Annotated in this window: 16 protein-coding genes; 10 read left to right on the plus strand and 6 right to left on the minus strand. The window is 73.0% G+C overall.

Translation table 11 applies throughout. From position 1 onward, the window contains the following. Window positions 1–146: 146 nt before the first annotated feature. On the plus strand, window positions 147–746 hold the full coding sequence (locus P2F65_RS18120) for a hypothetical protein (RefSeq protein ID WP_275811197.1): 600 nt from the start codon (window positions 147–149) through the stop codon (window positions 744–746). Between the two features lie 25 nt (window positions 747–771). Here the strand turns inward: P2F65_RS18120 and P2F65_RS18125 are convergent, their stop codons facing one another. The 4 genes from P2F65_RS18125 to cysC are packed head-to-tail and all read right to left on the minus strand — an operon-like array spanning window position 772 to window position 6,120. Further along, window positions 772–2,304, minus strand: a complete 1,533-nt coding sequence (locus tag P2F65_RS18125; RefSeq protein WP_275811198.1) for a flippase — start codon at window positions 2,302–2,304, stop codon at window positions 772–774. Next, window positions 2,301–3,767: an O-antigen ligase family protein gene (locus P2F65_RS18130; RefSeq protein WP_275811201.1), complete on the minus strand. Its 1,467-nt coding sequence runs from the start codon at window positions 3,765–3,767 to the stop codon at window positions 2,301–2,303. The genes P2F65_RS18125 and P2F65_RS18130 overlap by 4 nt, the downstream gene beginning before the upstream one ends. Next, a complete protein-coding gene (locus P2F65_RS18135) occupies window positions 3,764–4,714 on the minus strand; it encodes a sulfite exporter TauE/SafE family protein (protein WP_275811204.1) in 951 nt (316 codons plus the stop codon). The genes P2F65_RS18130 and P2F65_RS18135 overlap by 4 nt, the downstream gene beginning before the upstream one ends. After that, complete coding sequence (gene cysC, locus P2F65_RS18140; RefSeq protein WP_275811207.1) at window positions 4,711–6,120, minus strand: adenylyl-sulfate kinase; 1,410 nt, start codon at window positions 6,118–6,120, stop codon at window positions 4,711–4,713. Before cysC ends, P2F65_RS18135 begins: the two co-directional genes overlap by 4 nt. 293 nt (window positions 6,121–6,413) lie before the next feature. Between cysC and mfd the strand changes: the two genes are divergently transcribed. The 3 genes from mfd to P2F65_RS18155 are packed head-to-tail and all read left to right on the plus strand — an operon-like array spanning window position 6,414 to window position 11,599. Further along, window positions 6,414–10,034, plus strand: a complete 3,621-nt coding sequence (mfd, locus tag P2F65_RS18145) for a transcription-repair coupling factor (RefSeq protein ID WP_275811211.1) — start codon at window positions 6,414–6,416, stop codon at window positions 10,032–10,034. An 18-nt stretch (window positions 10,035–10,052) separates the two neighbouring features. Beyond that, entirely contained in the window at window positions 10,053–10,553 is a 501-nt protein-coding gene (locus P2F65_RS18150; protein WP_275811213.1) for a hypothetical protein, read from the plus strand. Window positions 10,554–10,582: 29 nt separating this feature from the next. Further along, entirely contained in the window at window positions 10,583–11,599 is a 1,017-nt protein-coding gene (locus P2F65_RS18155; protein ID WP_275811216.1) for a MazG family protein, read from the plus strand. 9 nt (window positions 11,600–11,608) lie between these two features. Here the strand turns inward: P2F65_RS18155 and P2F65_RS18160 are convergent, their stop codons facing one another. Continuing rightward, on the minus strand, window positions 11,609–12,133 hold the full coding sequence (locus tag P2F65_RS18160; RefSeq protein ID WP_275811219.1) for a 2'-5' RNA ligase family protein: 525 nt from the start codon (window positions 12,131–12,133) through the stop codon (window positions 11,609–11,611). A 9-nt stretch (window positions 12,134–12,142) separates the two neighbouring features. Between P2F65_RS18160 and P2F65_RS18165 the strand changes: the two genes are divergently transcribed. From P2F65_RS18165 to P2F65_RS18190, 6 genes are all read left to right on the plus strand, one after another. Continuing rightward, complete coding sequence (locus P2F65_RS18165) at window positions 12,143–13,351, plus strand: carbohydrate kinase family protein (RefSeq protein ID WP_275811222.1); 1,209 nt, start codon at window positions 12,143–12,145, stop codon at window positions 13,349–13,351. Continuing rightward, window positions 13,348–14,286, plus strand: a complete 939-nt coding sequence (locus P2F65_RS18170; protein ID WP_275811225.1) for a pseudouridine-5'-phosphate glycosidase — start codon at window positions 13,348–13,350, stop codon at window positions 14,284–14,286. The genes P2F65_RS18165 and P2F65_RS18170 overlap by 4 nt, the downstream gene beginning before the upstream one ends. 94 nt (window positions 14,287–14,380) lie before the next feature. Beyond that, the gene (gene eno, locus P2F65_RS18175; RefSeq protein WP_275811228.1) at window positions 14,381–15,673 is read left to right on the plus strand and encodes a phosphopyruvate hydratase; all 1,293 of its coding nucleotides are present in this window, start codon (window positions 14,381–14,383) and stop codon (window positions 15,671–15,673) included. A 29-nt stretch (window positions 15,674–15,702) separates the two neighbouring features. Further along, window positions 15,703–16,353, plus strand: coding sequence for a septum formation initiator family protein (locus P2F65_RS18180; RefSeq protein ID WP_275811231.1), 651 nt, complete (start codon window positions 15,703–15,705; stop codon window positions 16,351–16,353). A gap of 6 nt (window positions 16,354–16,359) precedes the next feature. Then, window positions 16,360–16,884: a DUF501 domain-containing protein gene (locus P2F65_RS18185; RefSeq protein ID WP_275811234.1), complete on the plus strand. Its 525-nt coding sequence runs from the start codon at window positions 16,360–16,362 to the stop codon at window positions 16,882–16,884. Beyond that, window positions 16,881–17,828 (plus strand): Ppx/GppA phosphatase family protein, encoded by a 948-nt coding sequence (locus P2F65_RS18190; protein WP_275811237.1) that lies wholly within the window; start codon window positions 16,881–16,883, stop codon window positions 17,826–17,828. Before P2F65_RS18185 ends, P2F65_RS18190 begins: the two co-directional genes overlap by 4 nt. Window positions 17,829–17,834: 6 nt before the next feature. On the opposite strand, the gene P2F65_RS18195 is transcribed toward P2F65_RS18190, so the two are convergent. Continuing rightward, on the minus strand, window positions 17,835–18,515 hold the full coding sequence (locus P2F65_RS18195) for a TetR/AcrR family transcriptional regulator (protein WP_275811241.1): 681 nt from the start codon (window positions 18,513–18,515) through the stop codon (window positions 17,835–17,837). Window positions 18,516–18,544: the final 29 nt, after the last annotated feature.

Genomic DNA, 18,544 nt, shown 5'->3' on the forward strand with positions numbered 1-18,544 from the left:
CCTCCGGTGTGAGACTGGGTACACGCAAGGCGAGGGGAGCCGTGGTGAGAAGAGCCGTGGGGGTGTTGGCTGCAGCGGCCGTCGCTGCGTCGGTCGGAGCGTGCTCGGGAGAGGGGAACGACGCGGGCCAACCACTGGTGAGGCCGGTGGCCAACACCTCCACGGCGCCGCCGTCGCCCACGTCGTCGGCGTCACCGAGCTCCACCACGACGCCGCCGCCGGCAGCGGCCGCGCCGGTGCAGAACGTCGCACTCGCCAACGCGCTCAACGGTCTTGCGGCGCGAAGTCGCGCGCTCAAGACCAGCACGACGCTGGCGGGGGTGCGGACCACGGTCGCCTCCGGCCTCGCGACGGGCCGCAAGGGGCTGCAGACCACGCGCACGGCGGCATACCAGGTCTCGGTCCGCAACTGCGGAGCCGTGGCCTCCGGCGTGCGCACGACCCGCGCTGGTGCCGCCACCGTGGCCAAGGGGGCTGCCGCCCTCACCGCCGCAGGCGCCACGCGCCAGAAGCAGCTGACCGCCCTGCAGGCCTCGATCACGTTGGTGCGCAGCATCGCTGGCAAGTCCAGCACGAACGCGGCACCGACCCCGGCGGAGGCGGCGGCAGCCGTCAAGGCGGCCCAGGCCCAGCTGACCACCGAGGCCGCGGCCCTCGCCGCGGTGCGGGCGTCGACCGCCGAGGGCCTCGTCCGCGCCCGGTCGATGGAGAGCTCGGCAGCGGGCATCTACGCCAAGGCCTGCTGACACGTCCGGCCGCGGCCGGTCAGGGTCAGGCAGCGCCGGCGCGGGTCACCCGTGCCCTGCGCCGCGCCAGCGAGGCCACCAGGGCGCGGTCCTCGGGCTGGACGCCCAGGGCGACCAGCACTCCGAAGAAGACCACCGCCACCAGCGGCGCCGCGATGAGCACCACACCGGTCCAGTGGTGCACCCACTGGGTCAGCAGGGCCGCCGTCCCGGCCGCCGGCACGGCGGCCAGCAGGATCCGGCCCAGGCGCGCGCCGGCGGCGGGCACGCCCACGACGTAACGGGCCTGGACCACCTTGGCCGAGTTGGCCGCTACGAGCGAGGCACTCCACGCGACAGCGGCGCCCACGATGCCGTAGGAGGGGATGAGGACAAGGTTGAGCACGACTCCGAGTGCCAGCGCGCCGATGTTGTCGAGCATCGACAGGCGCACCCGTCCAGACATGTTGAGCACGGTGCCGCACGGACCGGCAGCGGCACTCACGAGCTGCCCGAAGGCGAGGATCACCGTGACGGCCGCAGCGGTGGTGTAGACCTCGCCGAAGTAGCCGAGCAGCTGGGTGGGGAAGGCGATGAGCACGATGAACGCCGGCATCGACAGTGTCAGGATCCAGCGCGTCGCACTGCCGTAGGCCCGGGCCGACTCCTCCACCTGCCCGGTGTGGAACAGGTGCGCCATGTGCGGCGTGAAGGCCGCGTTGATCGGGGCCATCACGAAGACGGCCAGCATGACCAGCCGGGTGGCGACGTTGAAGGAGCCGACCTCGGCCTGGCCCTCCATCGCGCCCAGCAGAAGGGTGCCCACCCAGATCAGGCCCGTCGCCGCCAGGGCCGCGAGCCAGCTCACCATCGAGAAGCTGAAGATCTCGCGGATCTCGTAGACCGCGTCTGCCCCCGGCGTGCCGCGCAGCTGTGCCTTCAGCGCGAGTCCGGCCAGGGCGGCCGCTGCCCACGCCGCCGCCACGATCGACCACATCGCACCCTCGAAGGCGAGGCCTGCCGCGAGCGCGCCTGCGGTGAGCGCGAACTTCAGCCCGGGCTCGAAGATCCGGCCGATCAGCGTGAAGGGCCGCTGGGTCCGCCAGCCCTGGGTGGCCGCGAGCGCGGCATCGGAGAAGGTGACCGCCGGCAGGCTGAGGGCCACGAGCCGAACGCCCGCCGCCATGGCGGGGTCGTCGGTCATGGCGGGGCCGCTGAGGGTGCGGGCGACCCACGGAGCGAGCGCCGCCAGCAGGCCACCGATCACCAGGGACGCCAGCACCGTCAGGCCGAGCCCCATCCGAAGGGTGCCCCGCAGCCGGCTGGCGTCGCCGTCGGCGACGTGCATGGCCACGAACCGGGTCATGGCGGAACGGAACCCGGCCAGCGACAGAAGTCCCAGCAACGAGAGCAGGGCGTAGCACGAGGCGTAGCGTCCGACGTCGTCCTCACCCAGCTGGGCTGCCAGCAGCGAGATGATCCCGAAGAGGGCGACCTGGTTCCAGACGGCGCCGACGAGGTTGAGGCCACCGCCGCGCCCCATGCGGTTGATGTCGCGCGACGCCGTCGAGCTGCTCACTGCGGGAGGTTCCACCGGCCGCCGGGGCCGGGGGCGTTGGTGCGCGCGACGTAGGCGCCGGCGGCCGAGAACGCCACGAGGTACCAGAGGCTGACCACGTTGGACATCATGTTGGAGCCGAGGCTGGCGACGAGGAAGCACACGGCGACGCCCAGTGCGCCCGCGGCCACACCGTGCTCGAGGGTGCCGCGGGCCGTCCGCTGCACCGCGAGGATGGCGTTGCGCAGCAGCAGGAAGTGCATCGCGACGTAGGCGAGCAGGCCGAACAGCCCCGTCTCGACGTAGGCCCGGATGAAGTCGCTGTGCGGCTGCTTCTTGGCCGAGGTCTGGTACTGCGTCATGTTGAGCCCGATCCCCGTCACCGGGTTCTCGTTGGCCAGCGGGATGACCTTGGTCCAGTAGTCGTACCGCCACTGCAGGCTGTTGCCGGTCTCGGGTCGCCCGACGACCTGTTCCTCGGCGGTGAGGGTCGCAAAGCGCGCCGTGAGCCCGGGCACCAGCGCGGCGGCCAGGAGTGCGCTCGCGGCGAACCCGACCAGCAGCGAGGTGCGCCGCTGGACGAGGGCGATGATGACGACGGCCAGCACCGCGGCGATGATCGCCGACCGGGTCAGGGTGAGCAGCAGGAAAGCCGTCGACAGCCCGAGGATGGGCAGCATCACCAGCTTCTGCTTCTTGCGCAGGACCGGGAAGACCGCGACGCCGAAGACGATGAGGAAGGCCAGGTAACGGGCGAAGGTGTTGGACTGCGCGAACGGCCCGGTGAGCCTGGTGAAGCTGCCCTTCGCCTCGGAGGCCGGGTCACCGATGGCCAGGCCGAACAGGGTGTACGCCAAGGGGAACAGCACGCTGGCATAGGCAGCGTAGAGGACCTTCATCATCGTCTCGCGGTTCGTGATGAGCTGCTCGAGCACCACGAACATCATGACGACGGAGAGGATGCGGGCCACCTCGAGGAACGCGGCCTCCCACGGGTTGGCTCCGATGACGCTGACCGCGCCGGCGACGACGAAGACGATGAAGGCGGTGCGCAGCGGGGAGCCGCGCAGCTGTCGCCCGCTGGAGTACTGCGCGAGCAGCCAGAACACCGACGCGACGATGAACAGCATCGACAGCATCGACGCCGGGTCCAGGCCGCGGGCGGTCGCGGTGTTGGTGTCGGTGTTGCCGGCGGAGACGCCGCTCAGCTTGACCAGGTCGAGGCTGGCACGGACGGCCAGCAGCATGAGGACGAAGGCGGCGTAGCGCGTGAAGGCCAGTGCCGCCAGCGCGACCCCGATCGCGGCGGCGAGCGGGATGACGACCATGCGCTTGTCACCGCTGCCGCCGAACGCGAGGCCGGAGATGACCGCGGCGGCACAGGCGGCCGCCCCGACCACCGCCAGGGCTAGCCACGTCCGGACCGGGCGGGGCCTCGCGTGCCTGGGCGCGTGCGGTGCTTGGGGTGTCAGGACCGAGGTCATCGCGTCACCTGTTCGACGAGGGCGGGCCGGCGCACGCGGCGGGCGGCGAGGGCGGGGAAGCCGTGGCGGCGCCGGACGACCATCCAGGCCACCGGTGCGGCGAGGGCCATGACGGCCAGCACGACGCCGGTGGGCACGGTCGGCAGGCCCAGCAGCTTGAGGGCGGACGCCAGCAGCACGAACGCCAGCACCCGTCGCACGATCCCGCCGGGAGCGCGCGAGGACAGCCGTGCACCGAGCCACGCGCCCGGGACGCTGCCGATGATGAGCGAGAGCGTGAGGTCGAGCCTGAAGTCGCCGAAGAGGATGTGGCCCAGCGCGGCCGACGCGACGAGGGGCACCGCCTGCACGAGATCGGTCCCGACCAGCGAGCTGGCCTTGAGCAGCGGGTAGAGCGCCATCAGCGAGATGATCACGAGCGAGCCGGAGCCCACCGACGTCATGCCGACGACCAGGCCCCCGATGACACCCACGACCACCGTCGGCAGCACCCGTACGGTGACCTCGGGCCGGCCCTGGGGCAGGGGGTCGGCGCTGCCGTCGCGGCGGCGGGCCCGCTCGAGCAGCCGCATGTAGGCCCGCACCGCCAGACCCGTGGCGGCGATGAGCAGCGCCATCCCCAGGGAGACCTGGACCACGTCCTGGATCCGCTGCCCGTCGCCGAGGGCGCGCATCAGCAGCACGCCGCCGAACGCGGCCGGGACGGAGCCGATGCACAGCCACTTGACCAGGCCCAGGTTGACGGTGCCGCGGCGCAGGTGCACGGCGCCGCCGACCGGCTTCATGACGGCGGCGGCGACCAGGTCGCTCGAGACGGCTGTGAGCGGCGGGATGTTGAAGAACAGCACGAGGACCGGCGTCATCAGGGCCCCGCCGCCCATCCCGGTCAGCCCGACGACGATGCCGATGCCGAAGCAGGCGGCGACCAGGCCCGGGTCGAGGTTCACGGTGCCTTCCCCTCCACCCAGCCGCCGCGGGTGAGGTGGTCGATGACCTGCTGGGCGGCCTCCTCGCGTCCGAGGGCCGAGGTGTCCACCCGCAGGTCGGCGTCCACCGGGACGTCGTAGGGCGAGGAGATGCCGGTGAAGTCGGGGATCTGCCCCTGTCGCGCCTTGGCGTAGAGCCCCTTGAGGTCGCGCCGCTCGCACTCCTCGAGGGGGGTGCTCACGTGCACGAGGACGAAGTCGCCGGCCTGCTCGACCATGTGCCGCACCTCGGCCCGGGTGTGGGCGAACGGGGCGATCGGCGAGCAGATCGCGATGCCGCCGTGGCGGGCGATCTCTGCCGCGACGTAGCCGATCCGGCGCACGTTGAGCTCTCGCGAGGCCTGGTCGAAGCCGAGCCCCGCCGACAGCATCTGCCGCACCCGGTCGCCGTCGAGCAGGGTGACGGTGCGCGACGTCGTGGCGCCCAGCCAGGCGGCCACGTCACGCGCGAGCGTCGACTTCCCGGAGCCGGACAGGCCGGAGAACATCAGCGCGACCCCGCGCTCGTCGCGCCGGGGGAGCCAGGAGCGCAGCGTCCGCTCGGTGGCGGGGTCCAGGCCGGGCAGGGGACCGGCCCCGCGCCCGTCGACCAGTGCCGCGTGGGCCTGCGCCCAGACGCCCGCGGTGCCCCCCGGCTCGGTGTCGCTGAGGCTGCGGACCGCCGTTGCCCCGAGGCGCGCGGCGATGCGGTCGACCAGTGCCGAGTCGCTGCGCGGGTCGTGCGGCTCGAGCGGCACGGTGCGCACCGTCGCGTCCGTCGCCCCGATGGCCGTCACGAGGTCGTCGGCCAGGCGGAGCAGCAGCCGGGTGGGCACCCATGCCCGCCCGTCGCTGTGCTCCGGGACCAGCACCACGGGAGCCGCGTCGGAGGACGAGGCCCAGGCCCGCAGCAGCGGCAGGTCCGCCTCCAGGGCAGGGCGCTCGAGCAGCAGGAGCGGCCGTCCCCGCAGCGACGGGTCGTCGAAGTCCACCGTGGTCCGTGCCCCCACGCCCGACTCCCGGGCCCGCAGGCGCCGGGGTATGCCGTGCACGAGCCGGGGCTGCCCCGGCGCCACCCGCGCCTGTTCCAGGGCCGCTAGCGGCGTGTGCTCCTCGTCGCGGAGCACGAGGCCGCCGGCCACGAGCGCGGCCCGGGCCGCCTCCACCGTGGGCAGCGCCACGCCGATCTCGGGGCCGACCCCGAGGTCCTCCACGACCTCCTGCACGGCCGCACCGAGCACCTGGCCCGGTGGCAGCACGCCCGCGAGGGCCAGCATGAGGTCGGCCGTGGCCAGGGGGCTGAGGGTCAGGTCCGGAAGGGCGTGGTCCAGCACCAGCTCCGGCGGTGCCGACCCCAGCCGCACCGGTCCGTCCTCCACCAGGCTCATCCGCCCACCCCGGGTCGAACCCGCGCAACTCTCATCGTCCTCGTCCCCTCTGCACTGTGCGGTCGGCACCGTCGCGTCGTGCTCCGGCCGCCTCCCCGTCGAGTCTGTCGGCCGGTCTGGTCCGTCAGTAGGCACGTTTGCTCTAGAACATTGGACGTAGGCCACGTGGCCGAACACCTGAGTGGCGGCACACCGTGGTGTCCGCCGCGAGGGGGCTTAGGCTTGGTGGCGACCCCCGCTGCCCGCCGCAGCGGGGCGCTCGTGCTGTCTACCCCCCGCCAGGAGCCGTCTCCATGACCCTCAGCCCGCTGCTGGACGTCCTCCACGGCGACCCCGGCATCGCCGCTGCCCTGGGCGTGGCGAGGCGCGACGAGGCCACCGCCGAGGTGTCCGTCGCCGCCGGAGCCCGGCCCGCCCTGCTCGCGAGCCTGGTGTGCCGTGGCGCCGCCACGGAGGGGCGTCGTCGCCCGCTGCTCGCCATCACCGCGACCACCCGGGAGGCCGAGGACCTCGCAGCCGCCCTGCGCTGCTTCCTCGACCCCGACACCGTCGCCGAGTTCCCCGCGTGGGAGACCCTCCCGCACGAGCGGCTGAGCCCGCGCAGCGACACGGTCGGCAAGCGTCTGGCCGTGCTGCGGCGCCTCGCGCACCCGGACCCCACCGACCCGGCATACGGGCCGTTGGACGTCGTGGTGGCCCCGGTGCGCGCCGTGCTGCAGCCGGTGGTCAAGGGCCTCGGCGAGCTCACTCCGGTGGCGCTCAAGGCCGGCGACGAGGCGCCGCTCGAGCAGGTGGTCGAGGACCTCGCCGCTGCGGCCTACACGCGCACCGACCTCGTCGAGCGGCGCGGCGAGTTCGCCGTGCGCGGCGGCATCCTCGACGTCTTCCCGCCGACCGAGGACCACCCGGTGCGCGTGGAGTTCTGGGGCGACACGGTGGAGGAGATCCGCTGGTTCAAGGTCGCCGACCAGCGCAGCCTCGAGGTCGCCGAGCACGGCCTGTGGGCGCCGCCCTGCCGCGAGGTGCTCCTCACCGACTCGGTCCGCGAACGCGCCAACAACCTCATCGACCAGCTGCCCGGCGCCGTCGACCTGCTCGGCAAGCTCGCCGAGGGCATCGCGGTCGAGGGCATGGAGTCCCTCGCCCCCGCTCTCGTCGACGGCATGGAGAGCGTGCTCGACACCCTCCGCGACGACACGATGGTCGTGCTGTGCGACCCGGAGCGCGTGCGCACCCGCGCCCACGACCTCGTCGCGACCTCCCAGGAGTTCCTCGACGCCGGCTGGGCCAACGCGGCCGCCGGCAACACCGTGCCCATCGACCTTCAGGGCATCCTCGGCACCGCGTCGTTCTGGAGCCTCGCCGACCTGCGCGCACACGCCCGCGAGGCCGGCCTGTCGTGGTGGGACCTCAACCCGTTCACCGCCGACGAGGAGCTCGCCGAGGAGGTCGACGGCGACGCGGCCGTCGTCAACACCGGGCTCACCGAGACCCCCCGCTACCGGGGCAGCACCCCCGAGGCGGTCGGCGACCTGCGCCAGTGGACCGGGGACGGCTGGCGCGTGCTCGTCGTCACCGAGGGCCACGGTCTCGCCAAGCGGGTCCACGAGGTCCTCGGGGGCGAGGAGGTGCCCAGCAGGCTCGACGCCGACCTCGGCGACCTGGCGCCCGGGATGGTGCACCTCACCACCGGTTCCCTGGGCAGCGGCTTCCTCGCGCCGGCCAGCCGGCTGGCGGTGGTCACCGAGACCGACCTGACGGGCACCCCCGGCCAGGGGGGCTCCACCAAGGACATGCGCCGTATGCCGTCGCGGCGCCGCAACCAGGTCGACCCGCTCCAGCTCCAGCCGGGCGACTTCGTCGTCCACGAGCAGCACGGTGTGGGCAGGTTCGTCGAGATGGTCCAGCGCACGGTCGGCGGCGCCACCCGCGAGTACCTCGTGCTCGAGTACGCCGCCTCCAAGCGGGGCCAGCCGGGCGACCGGCTCTACGTGCCGACCGACCAGCTCGACCAGGTCACCCGCTACGTCGGCGGCGAGCAGCCCACGCTCAACAAGATGGGCGGCTCCGACTGGCACAGGACCAAGACCAAGGCCCGCCGCTACGTCAAGCAGATCGCGAGCGAGCTGATCCAGCTCTACAGCGCGCGCATGGCGACCTCGGGGCACGCGTTCGGCCCCGACACCCCGTGGCAGCGCGAGCTCGAGGACGCCTTCGCCTACGTCGAGACCCCCGACCAGCTGAGCTCCATCGACGAGGTCAAGGCCGACATGGAGCGCTCGGTGCCGATGGACCGGCTCATCTGCGGCGACGTCGGCTACGGCAAGACCGAGATCGCGGTGCGCGCGGCGTTCAAGGCGATCCAGGACGGCAAGCAGGTCGCCGTGCTCGTGCCGACCACCCTGCTGGTCCAGCAGCACCTGCAGACCTTCACCGAGCGCTACGCCCAGTTCCCGGTCGTGGTGAAGGCGCTGTCGCGCTTCCAGAGCGACAAGGAGGCGCGCGAGGTCGTCGCCGGCCTCGCGGACGGCAGCGTCGACCTCGTGATCGGCACCCACCGCCTGTTGTCCAAGGACATCCGCTACAAGGACCTCGGCCTCGTGATCGTCGACGAGGAGCAGCGGTTCGGCGTCGAGCACAAGGAACAGCTCAAGACCCTGCGCACCGCCGTCGACGTGCTCGCCATGTCGGCGACCCCGATCCCACGCACCCTCGAGATGGCGGTCACCGGAATCCGAGAGATGTCGACGCTCGCGACGCCGCCGGAGGAGCGGCACCCGGTGCTCACCTATGTCGGCGCCTACGACGAGAAGCAGATCACCGCGGCCATCCGTCGCGAGCTGCTCCGCGAGGGCCAGGTCTTCCTCGTGCACAACAAGGTCAGCACCATCGAGCGCGCCGCGTCCCGCGTCCGCGAGCTCGTGCCCGAGGCCCGCGTGGCGACCGCGCACGGCCAGATGGGCGAGCACAAGCTCGAGCAGGTGGTGCTCGACTTCTGGGACAAGAAGTTCGACGTGCTCGTCTGCACCACCATCGTCGAGACCGGCCTGGACATCTCGAACGCCAACACCCTCATCGTCGAGCGGGCCGACGTGCTCGGCCTGAGCCAGCTCCACCAGCTGCGAGGACGGGTCGGCCGCGGGCGCGAGCGGGCCTACTGCTACTTCCTCTACCCGCCCGAGAAGCCGATGACCGAGACGGCCCACGACCGGCTGCAGACCATGGCCAGCCACACCGACCTCGGCGCCGGCATCCAGATCGCCATGAAGGACCTCGAGATCCGCGGCGCCGGCAACCTGCTCGGCGGTGAGCAGTCCGGTCACATCGCCGGCGTCGGCTTCGACCTCTACGTCCGCCTCGTCGGGGAGGCCGTGGCCAGCTTCCGCGGCGAGGGCGAGACCGCCCCCGTCGAGATCAAGATCGACCTCCCGGTCGACGCGCACCTGCCCCACGACTACGTGCCGGGCGAGCGGCTGCGGCTCGAGGCCTACAAGAAGCTCGCCAGCGTCGTCGACGAGGCGCAGCTCAGCGAGATCGAGGCGGAGCTCGTCGACCGCTACGGGGCCCCGCCGGAGCCCGTCCGCAACCTCATCGAGGTGGCGCGGCTGCGCACGGTCGCGCGCCAGGCCGGGATCTCCGACATCAGCGTGCAGGGCAACCACGTCCGATTCGGGCCCGTCGAGCTGCCGGAGTCGGCGCAGCTGCGGCTGCAGAGGTTGTACCCGAAGTCGCTCGTCAAGGACGCGGTCCGTACGATTCTCGTGCCCAAGCCGATGACGGCCAGGGTGGGTGGCAGGCCGCTGCGGGACACCGCGGTGCTCCAGTGGGCCAGCGACCTCATCCGGGCTGTCATGCTCGACGGCATCGGGGACGCCGCCCGCGTCGCCGCGCAGTCAGGGGCCGGGGCCCGTTAAGCAACGAGAGGATTGTCAGTGAAGGCACTTCGGACCCTGCGTGGGCCGCTCGCCGCGGCGGCACTCGCCGCCGCCCTGTCCGTGTCCGCCTGCGGCACCGCCGACACCGCTGCCGTCGTCAACGGCGACGTGATCAGCGAGAGCGAGGCCCAGCTGGCCGCGCAGCAGATCAACGAGGCCTTCGCGCCGGAGACGCCGTTCACCACCCCGATGGCGGTCAGCCAGCTGATCACAGCGCAGAGCATCAACGACGTCGCCAAGAGCGTGGGCAAGGGCGAGTCCGACTCCTCTGCACGCACCGCGATGGCCAACGTCTCGGAGCCCTCTCAGGCGACCCTCGACCTGGTGAAGGCCAACTTCGCCCTGCAGAAGCTGAGCGACGCCGAGAAGCAGATGGTGCTCGAGCAGCTGGCGGAGGCCGAGATCACCGTCAACCCGCGCTACGGGGTCTTCGACCGCGACGGAGCCCAGCTCGAGGCGGCGCGCAGCAACTGGCTCAAGGTCACGGAAGAGGGCTGACGACGGCCGTGCCCGGCCGCCTCGCCCTGGTGACCGGCAGCCCCCGCATCGCCGCGGGGCTGCTGACGCGGGCTGCCTGGCAGGCCCTCGAGGGCGCAGGGGCGGTGCTCGCGAGAGACGCCGACGAGCCCCTCGCCGAGGCCGTGCGGGAGGCCGGTGTGCCGGTGCGGCACATCGGCGTCGTCGCGGCGCCGGAGCTGGCCCGGACCCTCGTAGCCGAGGCGAGCGCTGCCGGGGACCGGGGAGTCGCGTGGGTGGTCTCGGCCGACGGCGACCCGGGCCTCACCGACGCCATCGCCTCCGAGGTCTCCCGGCTTCCCGACCCACCCGAGGTCGAGGTCGTCGTGGGGTCCTGGGACGTGCCGGGCGCCCGGCTGCTCGACCTCGTCGCGGTGATGGACCGGCTGCGCTCGCCGGGCGGCTGCCCGTGGGACGCCGAGCAGACCCACGAGTCGCTGGTGAAGTACCTCATCGAGGAGGCCCACGAGGCGGCTGAGGCCATCCGCTCCGGCGACCGGGACCACATGGTCGAGGAGCTCGGCGACGTCCTGCTGCAGGTCGCCTTCCAGTCCCGGGTGGGGGAGGAGGACCCCGAGCGGCCCTTCGACATCGACGAGGTCGCGGGCGGGATCGTCGAGAAGCTGCTGCGCCGCCACCCGCACGTCTTCGCGGACGGGGACGCCACGACCCCCGAGGAGGTCGAGCGCGCCTGGGAGGTCATCAAGGCCGAGGAGAAGGCCGCGAAGGCCGCGAGGGACGCGCAGGCAGGGCATGCCGGCGGCGAGGCAGGGCACACCGGCCTGCTGCACGGCATACCGGCCTCCCTCCCGACGCTGCTCGCCGCAGAGAAGGCCTTGGCGAGGTGGGAGCGCACCGGGGGCGACCTGGCTGCGCTGCGAGACGACGAGGGAGACCTCGGGGCGAGCCTGCTCGCCCTCGTCGCGCGGGCCCGTGAGCAGGGACGGTCGGCCGACGACCTCCTGCGCGAGGCCCTCCAGCGCTTCGCCGGGCAGGCGTCACCCGGGGCGTCGCAGACCGACGGCTGACGCCGTCGCTCACGGTATGCCGCCGAGCGGCCAGCGCTCGCCGGTGCTGCTGTCGATGAGCGCGGCCCGCTCGGCGACCGCCTCCAGTGGCAGGGTCCCGTAGACCTCGACCGCCAGGGCGGCGAGGAACTCCCGACGCACCCGGGGCGCCACGCTGCAGTGCGGCACCCAGTATCCCGGCCGGTAGTGCCGGTGGAGATCGGCGCCCGTGCCGAGGGCGGCGGCGACCACCCGCTCCTGGCGGGCGTGGACGTCGGCGCCGATGCCCGGGATGAGCCAGGCCCGCCCGCGCCGGAAGAGACCCAGGCCGTCGAAGTGGAGCCGGACCGGCCCGCCGTCGGGCAGCGCGCCCACCGCGGCGGCCACGGCGTCGACGTCGTACGTGCGCAGCACGGCATACGACAGGTGGGGCACGTGGTGGCCGTGGGTGTGCGAGAGGAGCGTGGCGACGCCCGCGGCCTCGAGCCGTTGCCACAGCTGTCGCAGGGCATGGTCGGTGCGCTCGTCGAAGAGCAGGCAGACGGCCAGGGCCACCACCTCACGATGGCAGACCGGCACCACGACGCGCAGCCGAAGGAGTTGCTTAAGATAATTAAGGGCCTTTATTGTTTCAAGGTGACCCTGACCCAGCGTGAGCGCGAGATCGTCGACCTGCTCCGCCTCGACCCGCTGCTCGACGCGGCCGCCCTGGCCGACCGGCTCGGCACGACGAAGGCGTCGGTGGCCGTGCACCTCTCGAACCTGGCGAAGAAGGGGGTCATCCTCGGCCGGGGCTACGTGCTGCGACCGGACCGCCGGTCCGTCGTGGTGGTGGGTGGCGCCAACATGGACATCAAGGCGCACTCTCGCGAGCCGGTGGTGCTGCGGACCTCCAACCCCGGCGCAGCGGTGACCACCCCCGGTGGGGTCGGTCGCAACATCGCCGAGAACCTGGCGCGTCTCGGCTCGCCCACCCACCTGGTCGCCCCGGTCGGGCGTGACGCGTTCGGCGAGGATCTCGTCGCCGCAACGCGGGCGGCCGGCGTCGTGGTCGACCACATGGTCACCAGCGACCAGCCCACCGGCACCTACCTCGCCGTGATGGATGCCGAGGGCGAGCTGCTCGTCGCGGTCTCCAACATGTCCTGCACCGACAGCCTCACCGTCCGGCAGCTCTCCGGGGCCCGCGACCTCGTCGCTCACTGTGACCTGCTCGTGGTGGAGGGCAACATCCCCCCGGCGCCGGCCGTCTGGCTGCTCGACTACGCGGCTGCGTGCCGGGTGCCTGTCGTCGTCGACCCGGTCAGCGTCGCCAAGGCGGCGGCGCTGGCGCCTGCCCTGAGCCCCGAGCGGCCGCTGCTGGCGCTGACCCCCAACAAGGACGAGCTCGCCGCCATCGTCGGCCGCGCCGTTCCCCACACCGCCGCGAGCGTGGCGAAGGCGGCGCGTGAGGTGCACGACCTCGGCGTCCGCCACGTGTGGGTGCGGCGGGGCCTCGCCGGCAGCACGCTCAGCTCCCTCGACGACGACGGCCGCGTCCACGTCATCCACCTGCCGGCACCGCGCACGCAGGCCGTCGACGTCACCGGCGCGGGCGACTCCATGACCGCGGCGTTCGTCCACGCCCTGCTGCGCGGCGACTCCGCCGCCGACGCCGCCGCCTTCGGCCAGATGGCGGCGGCCCTCACCGTCGCAAGCCCCGACACCGTCCGCCCCGACATCAGCGCGCGCCTCGTCGACGCCGAGCTGCGCGCCGCGAAGGAGAACGCATGACCGCCCCCGCTGCCACCGCCACCCCCCACCCGATGCTGGCCCTCTCCGACGAGGTGGCCGCCGCCGTGCGCGACGGTGCACCCATCGTGGCGCTGGAGTCGACGATCATCAGCCACGGCATGCCCTACCCCCGCAACGTCGAGATGGCCGTGGAGGTGGAGGGCATCGTCCGCGACGGTGGCGCCGTGCCGGCCACCATCGCGATCCTCGACGGCGTCCCCCGCGTCGGCCTGTCCCGCGACGAGCTCGAGGTGCTGGCCAGCCACGGCGACGTCGCCAAGGTGAGCCTGCGCGACCTGCCCTACGTCATCGCCACGCGCGCCCACGGGGCCACCACGGTGGCCTCCACCATGCGCCTCGCGGCCCTGGCCGGCATACGCGTCTTCGTCACAGGCGGCCTCGGCGGGGTGCACCGCGGGGCCGAGACCAGCTTCGACGTCTCCGCCGACCTGACCGAGCTCGGCCAGACCGACGTCGCCGTCGTCAGCGCCGGCGTGAAGTCGATCCTCGACATCGGCCTGACCCTGGAGTCGCTCGAGACCCTCGGCGTGCCGGTCGTCGGCTTCGGCACCGACGAGTTCCCCTCGTTCTACTCGCGCACCTCGGGTCACCGCGCACCCATGCGGGTCGACTCGGTCGAGCAGCTCGCGGCGATGATGCGCGCCAAGTGGGCCCTCGGTCTCTCCGGCGGGATCGCGGTGGCCAACCCGGTGCCGGCCGACGAGGAGATGCCCGCCGAGGAGATGGGCGCGCTCATCGAGCAGGCCCTGGGCGAGTGCGCGGAGCGGGGGATCCACGGCAAGGACATCACGCCGTTCCTGCTCGGCCGGATCGTCGAGCTCTCCGGCGGCCGCAGCCTCGAGACCAACATCGCGCTCGTGCGCAGCAACGCCCGGCTCGGCGCCGCCCTCGCCGTCGCCTGGCAGCAGGCCTGACCACACGCGGGTCGGTCGCCTCGAGGTGCGGGGCCAGCGGCTAGGCTCGTGCCGTACGACTTTGCACCCCGTCCGGCACCGCGCAGGAGATGTTGTGGCCACGATTGAGGCAGTAGGCGCCCGCGAGATCCTCGACTCCCGAGGCAACCCCACCGTCGAGGTCGAGGTCGCTCTCGACGACGGCACCATCGCCCGGGCGGCGGTTCCCTCGGGAGCCTCCACCGGCGCGTTCGAGGCGGTCGAGCGCCGCGACGGCGACAAGGGCCGCTACCTCGGCAAGGGCGTGGAGAAGGCGGTCGACGCCGTGCTCGACGAGGTCGGCCCCAAGCTCCTCGGCTTCGAGGCCAGCGAGCAGCGGCTCGTCGACGCCGAGATGCTCGCCCTCGACGGCACCGCCAACAAGGGCAAGCTCGGCGCCAACGCCATCCTCGGGGTCTCCCTCGCGGTCGCCCGCGCCGCCGCGGACTCCTCGGGCCTGCCGCTGTTCCGCTACGTCGGCGGCCCCAACGCGCACGTGCTGCCCGTACCGATGATGAACATCCTCAACGGCGGCAGCCACGCCGACTCCAACGTCGACATCCAGGAGTTCATGATCGCGCCGATCGGCGCCGACTCCTTCCGCGAGGCGCTGCGCTGGGGCGCCGAGGTCTACCACGAGCTCAAGTCCGTGCTGAAGGAGAAGGGCCTGGCCACCGGCCTCGGCGACGAGGGTGGCTTCGCGCCGAACCTCGGCTCCAACCGCGAGGCGCTCGACCTCATCCTCGAGGCGATCACCCGCGCCGGCTACGAGCCCGGCACCCAGATCGCCCTGGCCCTCGACGTGGCCGCGAGCGAGTTCCACGGCGACGGCGCCTACACCTTCGAGGGCGTCTCCAAGACGGCCGAGCAGATGGTCGACTACTACGCCGACCTCGTCGACTCCTACCCGCTCGTCTCGATCGAGGACCCCCTGAACGAGGACGACTGGGACGGCTGGAAGACCATGACCGACCGCCTGGGCGACCGGGTCCAGATCGTGGGTGACGACCTGTTCGTCACCAACCCCGAGCGCCTCCAGCGCGGCATCGACAGCCGCACCGCCAACGCGCTGCTGGTCAAGGTCAACCAGATCGGCTCGCTCACCGAGACCATGGACGCCGTCGAGCTGGCCCACCGCAACGGCTACCGCTGCATGATGAGCCACCGCTCGGGCGAGACCGAGGACACCACCATCGCCGACCTCGCCGTGGCCACCAACTGCGGCCAGATCAAGACCGGCGCCCCGGCCCGCTCCGAGCGGGTGGCCAAGTACAACCAGCTGCTGCGCATCGAGGAGGAGCTCGACGAGGCCGCCGTGTATGCCGGTGCCGCGGCCTTCCCGCGCTTCTCGCCGCAGCCCCAGGGCTGAGCGCACGCGACAGGGCCGAAGAGCGCTCGATGCCCACGAACAGCGGGGGACAGGGAGGCGCGCCGCGCAGGCCCGCGCGGCGCGCCTCCTCGGCACGCCCCGGCGCCAAGTCGGCGGCGTCCCGGCCCAGCCCCCGCACGGGCGGGACGCGGTCGTCGGCGCGGACCAGCGGGGCCCTGCGGCAGGCGGCAGCCGCCGCGCGCTCGGCAAAGGACCGCAAGGCCACCCGCTCGCTGCGGCGCATCCTGGTGCTGGCCTCGATCTTCGTGCTGCTCGCCATCACCCTCGTGCCCACCCTGCGCTCCTACCTGCGCCAGCAGGGCGACATCGACGCCATGCGCGAGCAGGTGGCCGGGCAGCGGGTGAAGGTCGAGCAGCTCCAGAAGGAGCAGGCCCGCTGGAACGACGACGCCTACGTCGAGCAGCAGGCCCGCGAGCGGCTGAAGTTCGTCAAGGTGGGCGACCGCTCCTACACCGTCATCGACGGCGACCCGGAGCAGCCCGAGACGCCCGGGGTGGCCGCTGCTCCGACGTCCAAGCAGGACAGCCCGTGGTACGGCCGGGTCTGGGAGTCCGCGAAGGTGGCCGACCGCGGAGCGCCCGACGCCGGCTCCCGCAGCCCTGCCACCACCCCCGGCACGACCCCCGACGCCCCCGCCCCGACACCGACGAAGCAGTAGGACAGCATGACCACCAGCCGCCCTGAGCCCCCCACCCAGGCGGACCTTGACGCCGTCCACGCCCAGCTCGGCCGGGTGCCCCGAGGGGTGGCCGCCGTCGCGCACCGCTGCCCCTGCGGTCAGCCCGACGTCCTGACGACGGAGCCGAGGCTGCCGGACGGCACGCCGTTCCCCACCACCTTCTACGCCACCTGCCCCAAGCTGACCGGCGCCATCAGCACCCTCGAGAACGGTGGGCTGATGCGCGAGATGACCGACCGCCTCGCAGAGGACGACGACCTCGCGGCCCGCTACGCCGCCGCCCACGAGGACTACCTGCGCCGCCGGTCGGCCCTGGGTGAGGTCTCCGAGATCGAGGGCATCTCCGCCGGTGGCATGCCCACCCGCGTGAAGTGCCTGCACGTGCTGGTGGCGCACTCCCTGGCTGCGGGTCCCGGCGTCAACCCCCTCGGCGACGAGGCCCTCGCGCTGCTCGGCGAGTGGTGGGCGGCGGGCTCGTGCGTGCCCGAGCAGCCCGAGGGGCAGGCGTGACCCGCGTCGGCGCCGTCGACTGCGGCACCAACTCGATCCGCCTCCTGATCGCCGACGTCGACGCCGCAGCGGGCAAGCTCACCGACGTGGTCCGCCGCATGGAGGTGGTGCGGCTCGGCTACGGGGTCGACCGCACCGGGGTCATCGACCCCGAGGCCATGCGGCGCACCGTCGCGATGGCCGCCGAGTATGCCGCCCAGTGCCGGGAGGAGGGCGCGCAGGCCGTGCGCTTCGTGGCGACGTCGGCCTCGCGGGACGCCGGGAACGCGGACGAGTTCGTGGCCGGGGTGCGCGAGGCGTTCTCCCACTTCGGCACCTCGCCCGAGGTCATCTCGGGCGCCGAGGAGGCAGCCCTGTCGTTCCGGGGCGCCACCGGCGAGCTGCGTGCCCTCGGCATCGAGGGACCCAGCCTGGTCGTCGACCTCGGTGGCGGCTCGACCGAGTTCGTGCGCGGCACCGACCACGTCGAGGCGGCGTGCTCGGTCGACATCGGCTGCGTGCGGATGACCGAGCGGCACCTGCGTAGCGACCCACCCACCGCCGAGGAGATCGCGGCCGCCACGCGTGACATCGACGCGGCGATCGACGCCGCTGCCGAGGCCGTCGACTTCCGGGGGGTGACCGCCCTGGTCGGCCTCGCCGGCAGCATCACCACGGTGACCGCGCACGCCCTGGGCCTGCCCGCCTACGACGCCTCGCGCATCCACCTCACGACGCTGGCACCCGAGGCGGTGCTCGCGGCCTGCGAGTCACTGCTGCACCTGAGCCGCGCCGACCGCGCCGCCCTGCCCTTCATGCACCCCGGTCGCGTCGACGTCATCGGCGCCGGCGCCCTGGTGTGGCACGAGGTCGTGCAGCGGGTGGCGGCCGCGTCAGGCACCACCACGGTCATCACCTCCGAGCACGACATCCTCGACGGCATCGCCTTCTCCTGCGCCGACTGACGTCGCTCACCGCGCGAGGGCGGCGAGCCCGCGCCACACCCCGGCCATGACGAGGTCGGTGGCGTCCTGGGCGGTGACCCCGGGGCGGCCGAGGCTCCAGACCGCCACCCGCTCGCAGGCCCCGATGACGACCTCGGAGTAGCCCTCGAGCAGCTCGGCGGGGACGCCGTCGAGGCCGGGCACGCGACCGAGCGCCTCGGCGACCACGGCCGACTGCTGGGTGCGGATCCGCTCGATGTCGCTGCTGGCGGAGGCCGCCACCGCGGCTTCCTGCTGGATCAGGGCGAAGGCCGACGCGTGCTCGTCGATGAAGTCGAAGAAGGCGCGGATGCCGCTCTCGAAGACCGCCTCGAGCGGCGCGTCCTCGGGCACGGCCTCCCACGCGGCGACCGTCGCCTCACGCAGTTGCGCCCGCGCCCGGTCGACACAGGCCGAGAGCAGGCCCTCCTTGGAGCCGAAGTAGCCGTAGATGAGCGGCTTGGTCACCCCGACCCGCTCGGCGACCTCCTCCATCGTGGTGGCCTGGTAGCCGCGCTCGGCGAACACGGCCTCCGCCACGGTGAGGATCTGCTCCTCCCGCTGGGCCCGCGGCATACGGGCCCCGCGGCCAACTCGGCCAGCGCGACCGGCACGGGTCGCCGCCGGGGCGACCGGGGCGGCGCTGTCGGGCACGGCGGGCTGGCTCACGCGGCCGATGCTACCGGTACCGCCGGTAA

It is taken from the genome of Knoellia sp. p5-6-4 (assembly GCF_029222705.1).
Lineage (GTDB): Bacteria > Actinomycetota > Actinomycetes > Actinomycetales > Dermatophilaceae > Pedococcus_A.

Bases quoted from the DNA above. Each gene is read 5' to 3' on its own strand.
- P2F65_RS18130 (WP_275811201.1), bottom strand. From the start codon at position 3,767: ATGACCTCGGTCCTGACACCCCAAGCACCGCACGCGCCCAGGCACGCG.
- cysC (WP_275811207.1), bottom strand. From the start codon at position 6,120: ATGAGCCTGGTGGAGGACGGACCGGTGCGGCTGGGGTCGGCACCGCCG.
- mfd (WP_275811211.1), top strand. From the start codon at position 6,414: ATGACCCTCAGCCCGCTGCTGGACGTCCTCCACGGCGACCCCGGCATC.
- P2F65_RS18165 (WP_275811222.1), top strand. From the start codon at position 12,143: ATGGCAGACCGGCACCACGACGCGCAGCCGAAGGAGTTGCTTAAGATA.
- P2F65_RS18170 (WP_275811225.1), top strand. From the start codon at position 13,348: ATGACCGCCCCCGCTGCCACCGCCACCCCCCACCCGATGCTGGCCCTC.
- P2F65_RS18180 (WP_275811231.1), top strand. From the start codon at position 15,703: ATGCCCACGAACAGCGGGGGACAGGGAGGCGCGCCGCGCAGGCCCGCG.
- P2F65_RS18185 (WP_275811234.1), top strand. From the start codon at position 16,360: ATGACCACCAGCCGCCCTGAGCCCCCCACCCAGGCGGACCTTGACGCC.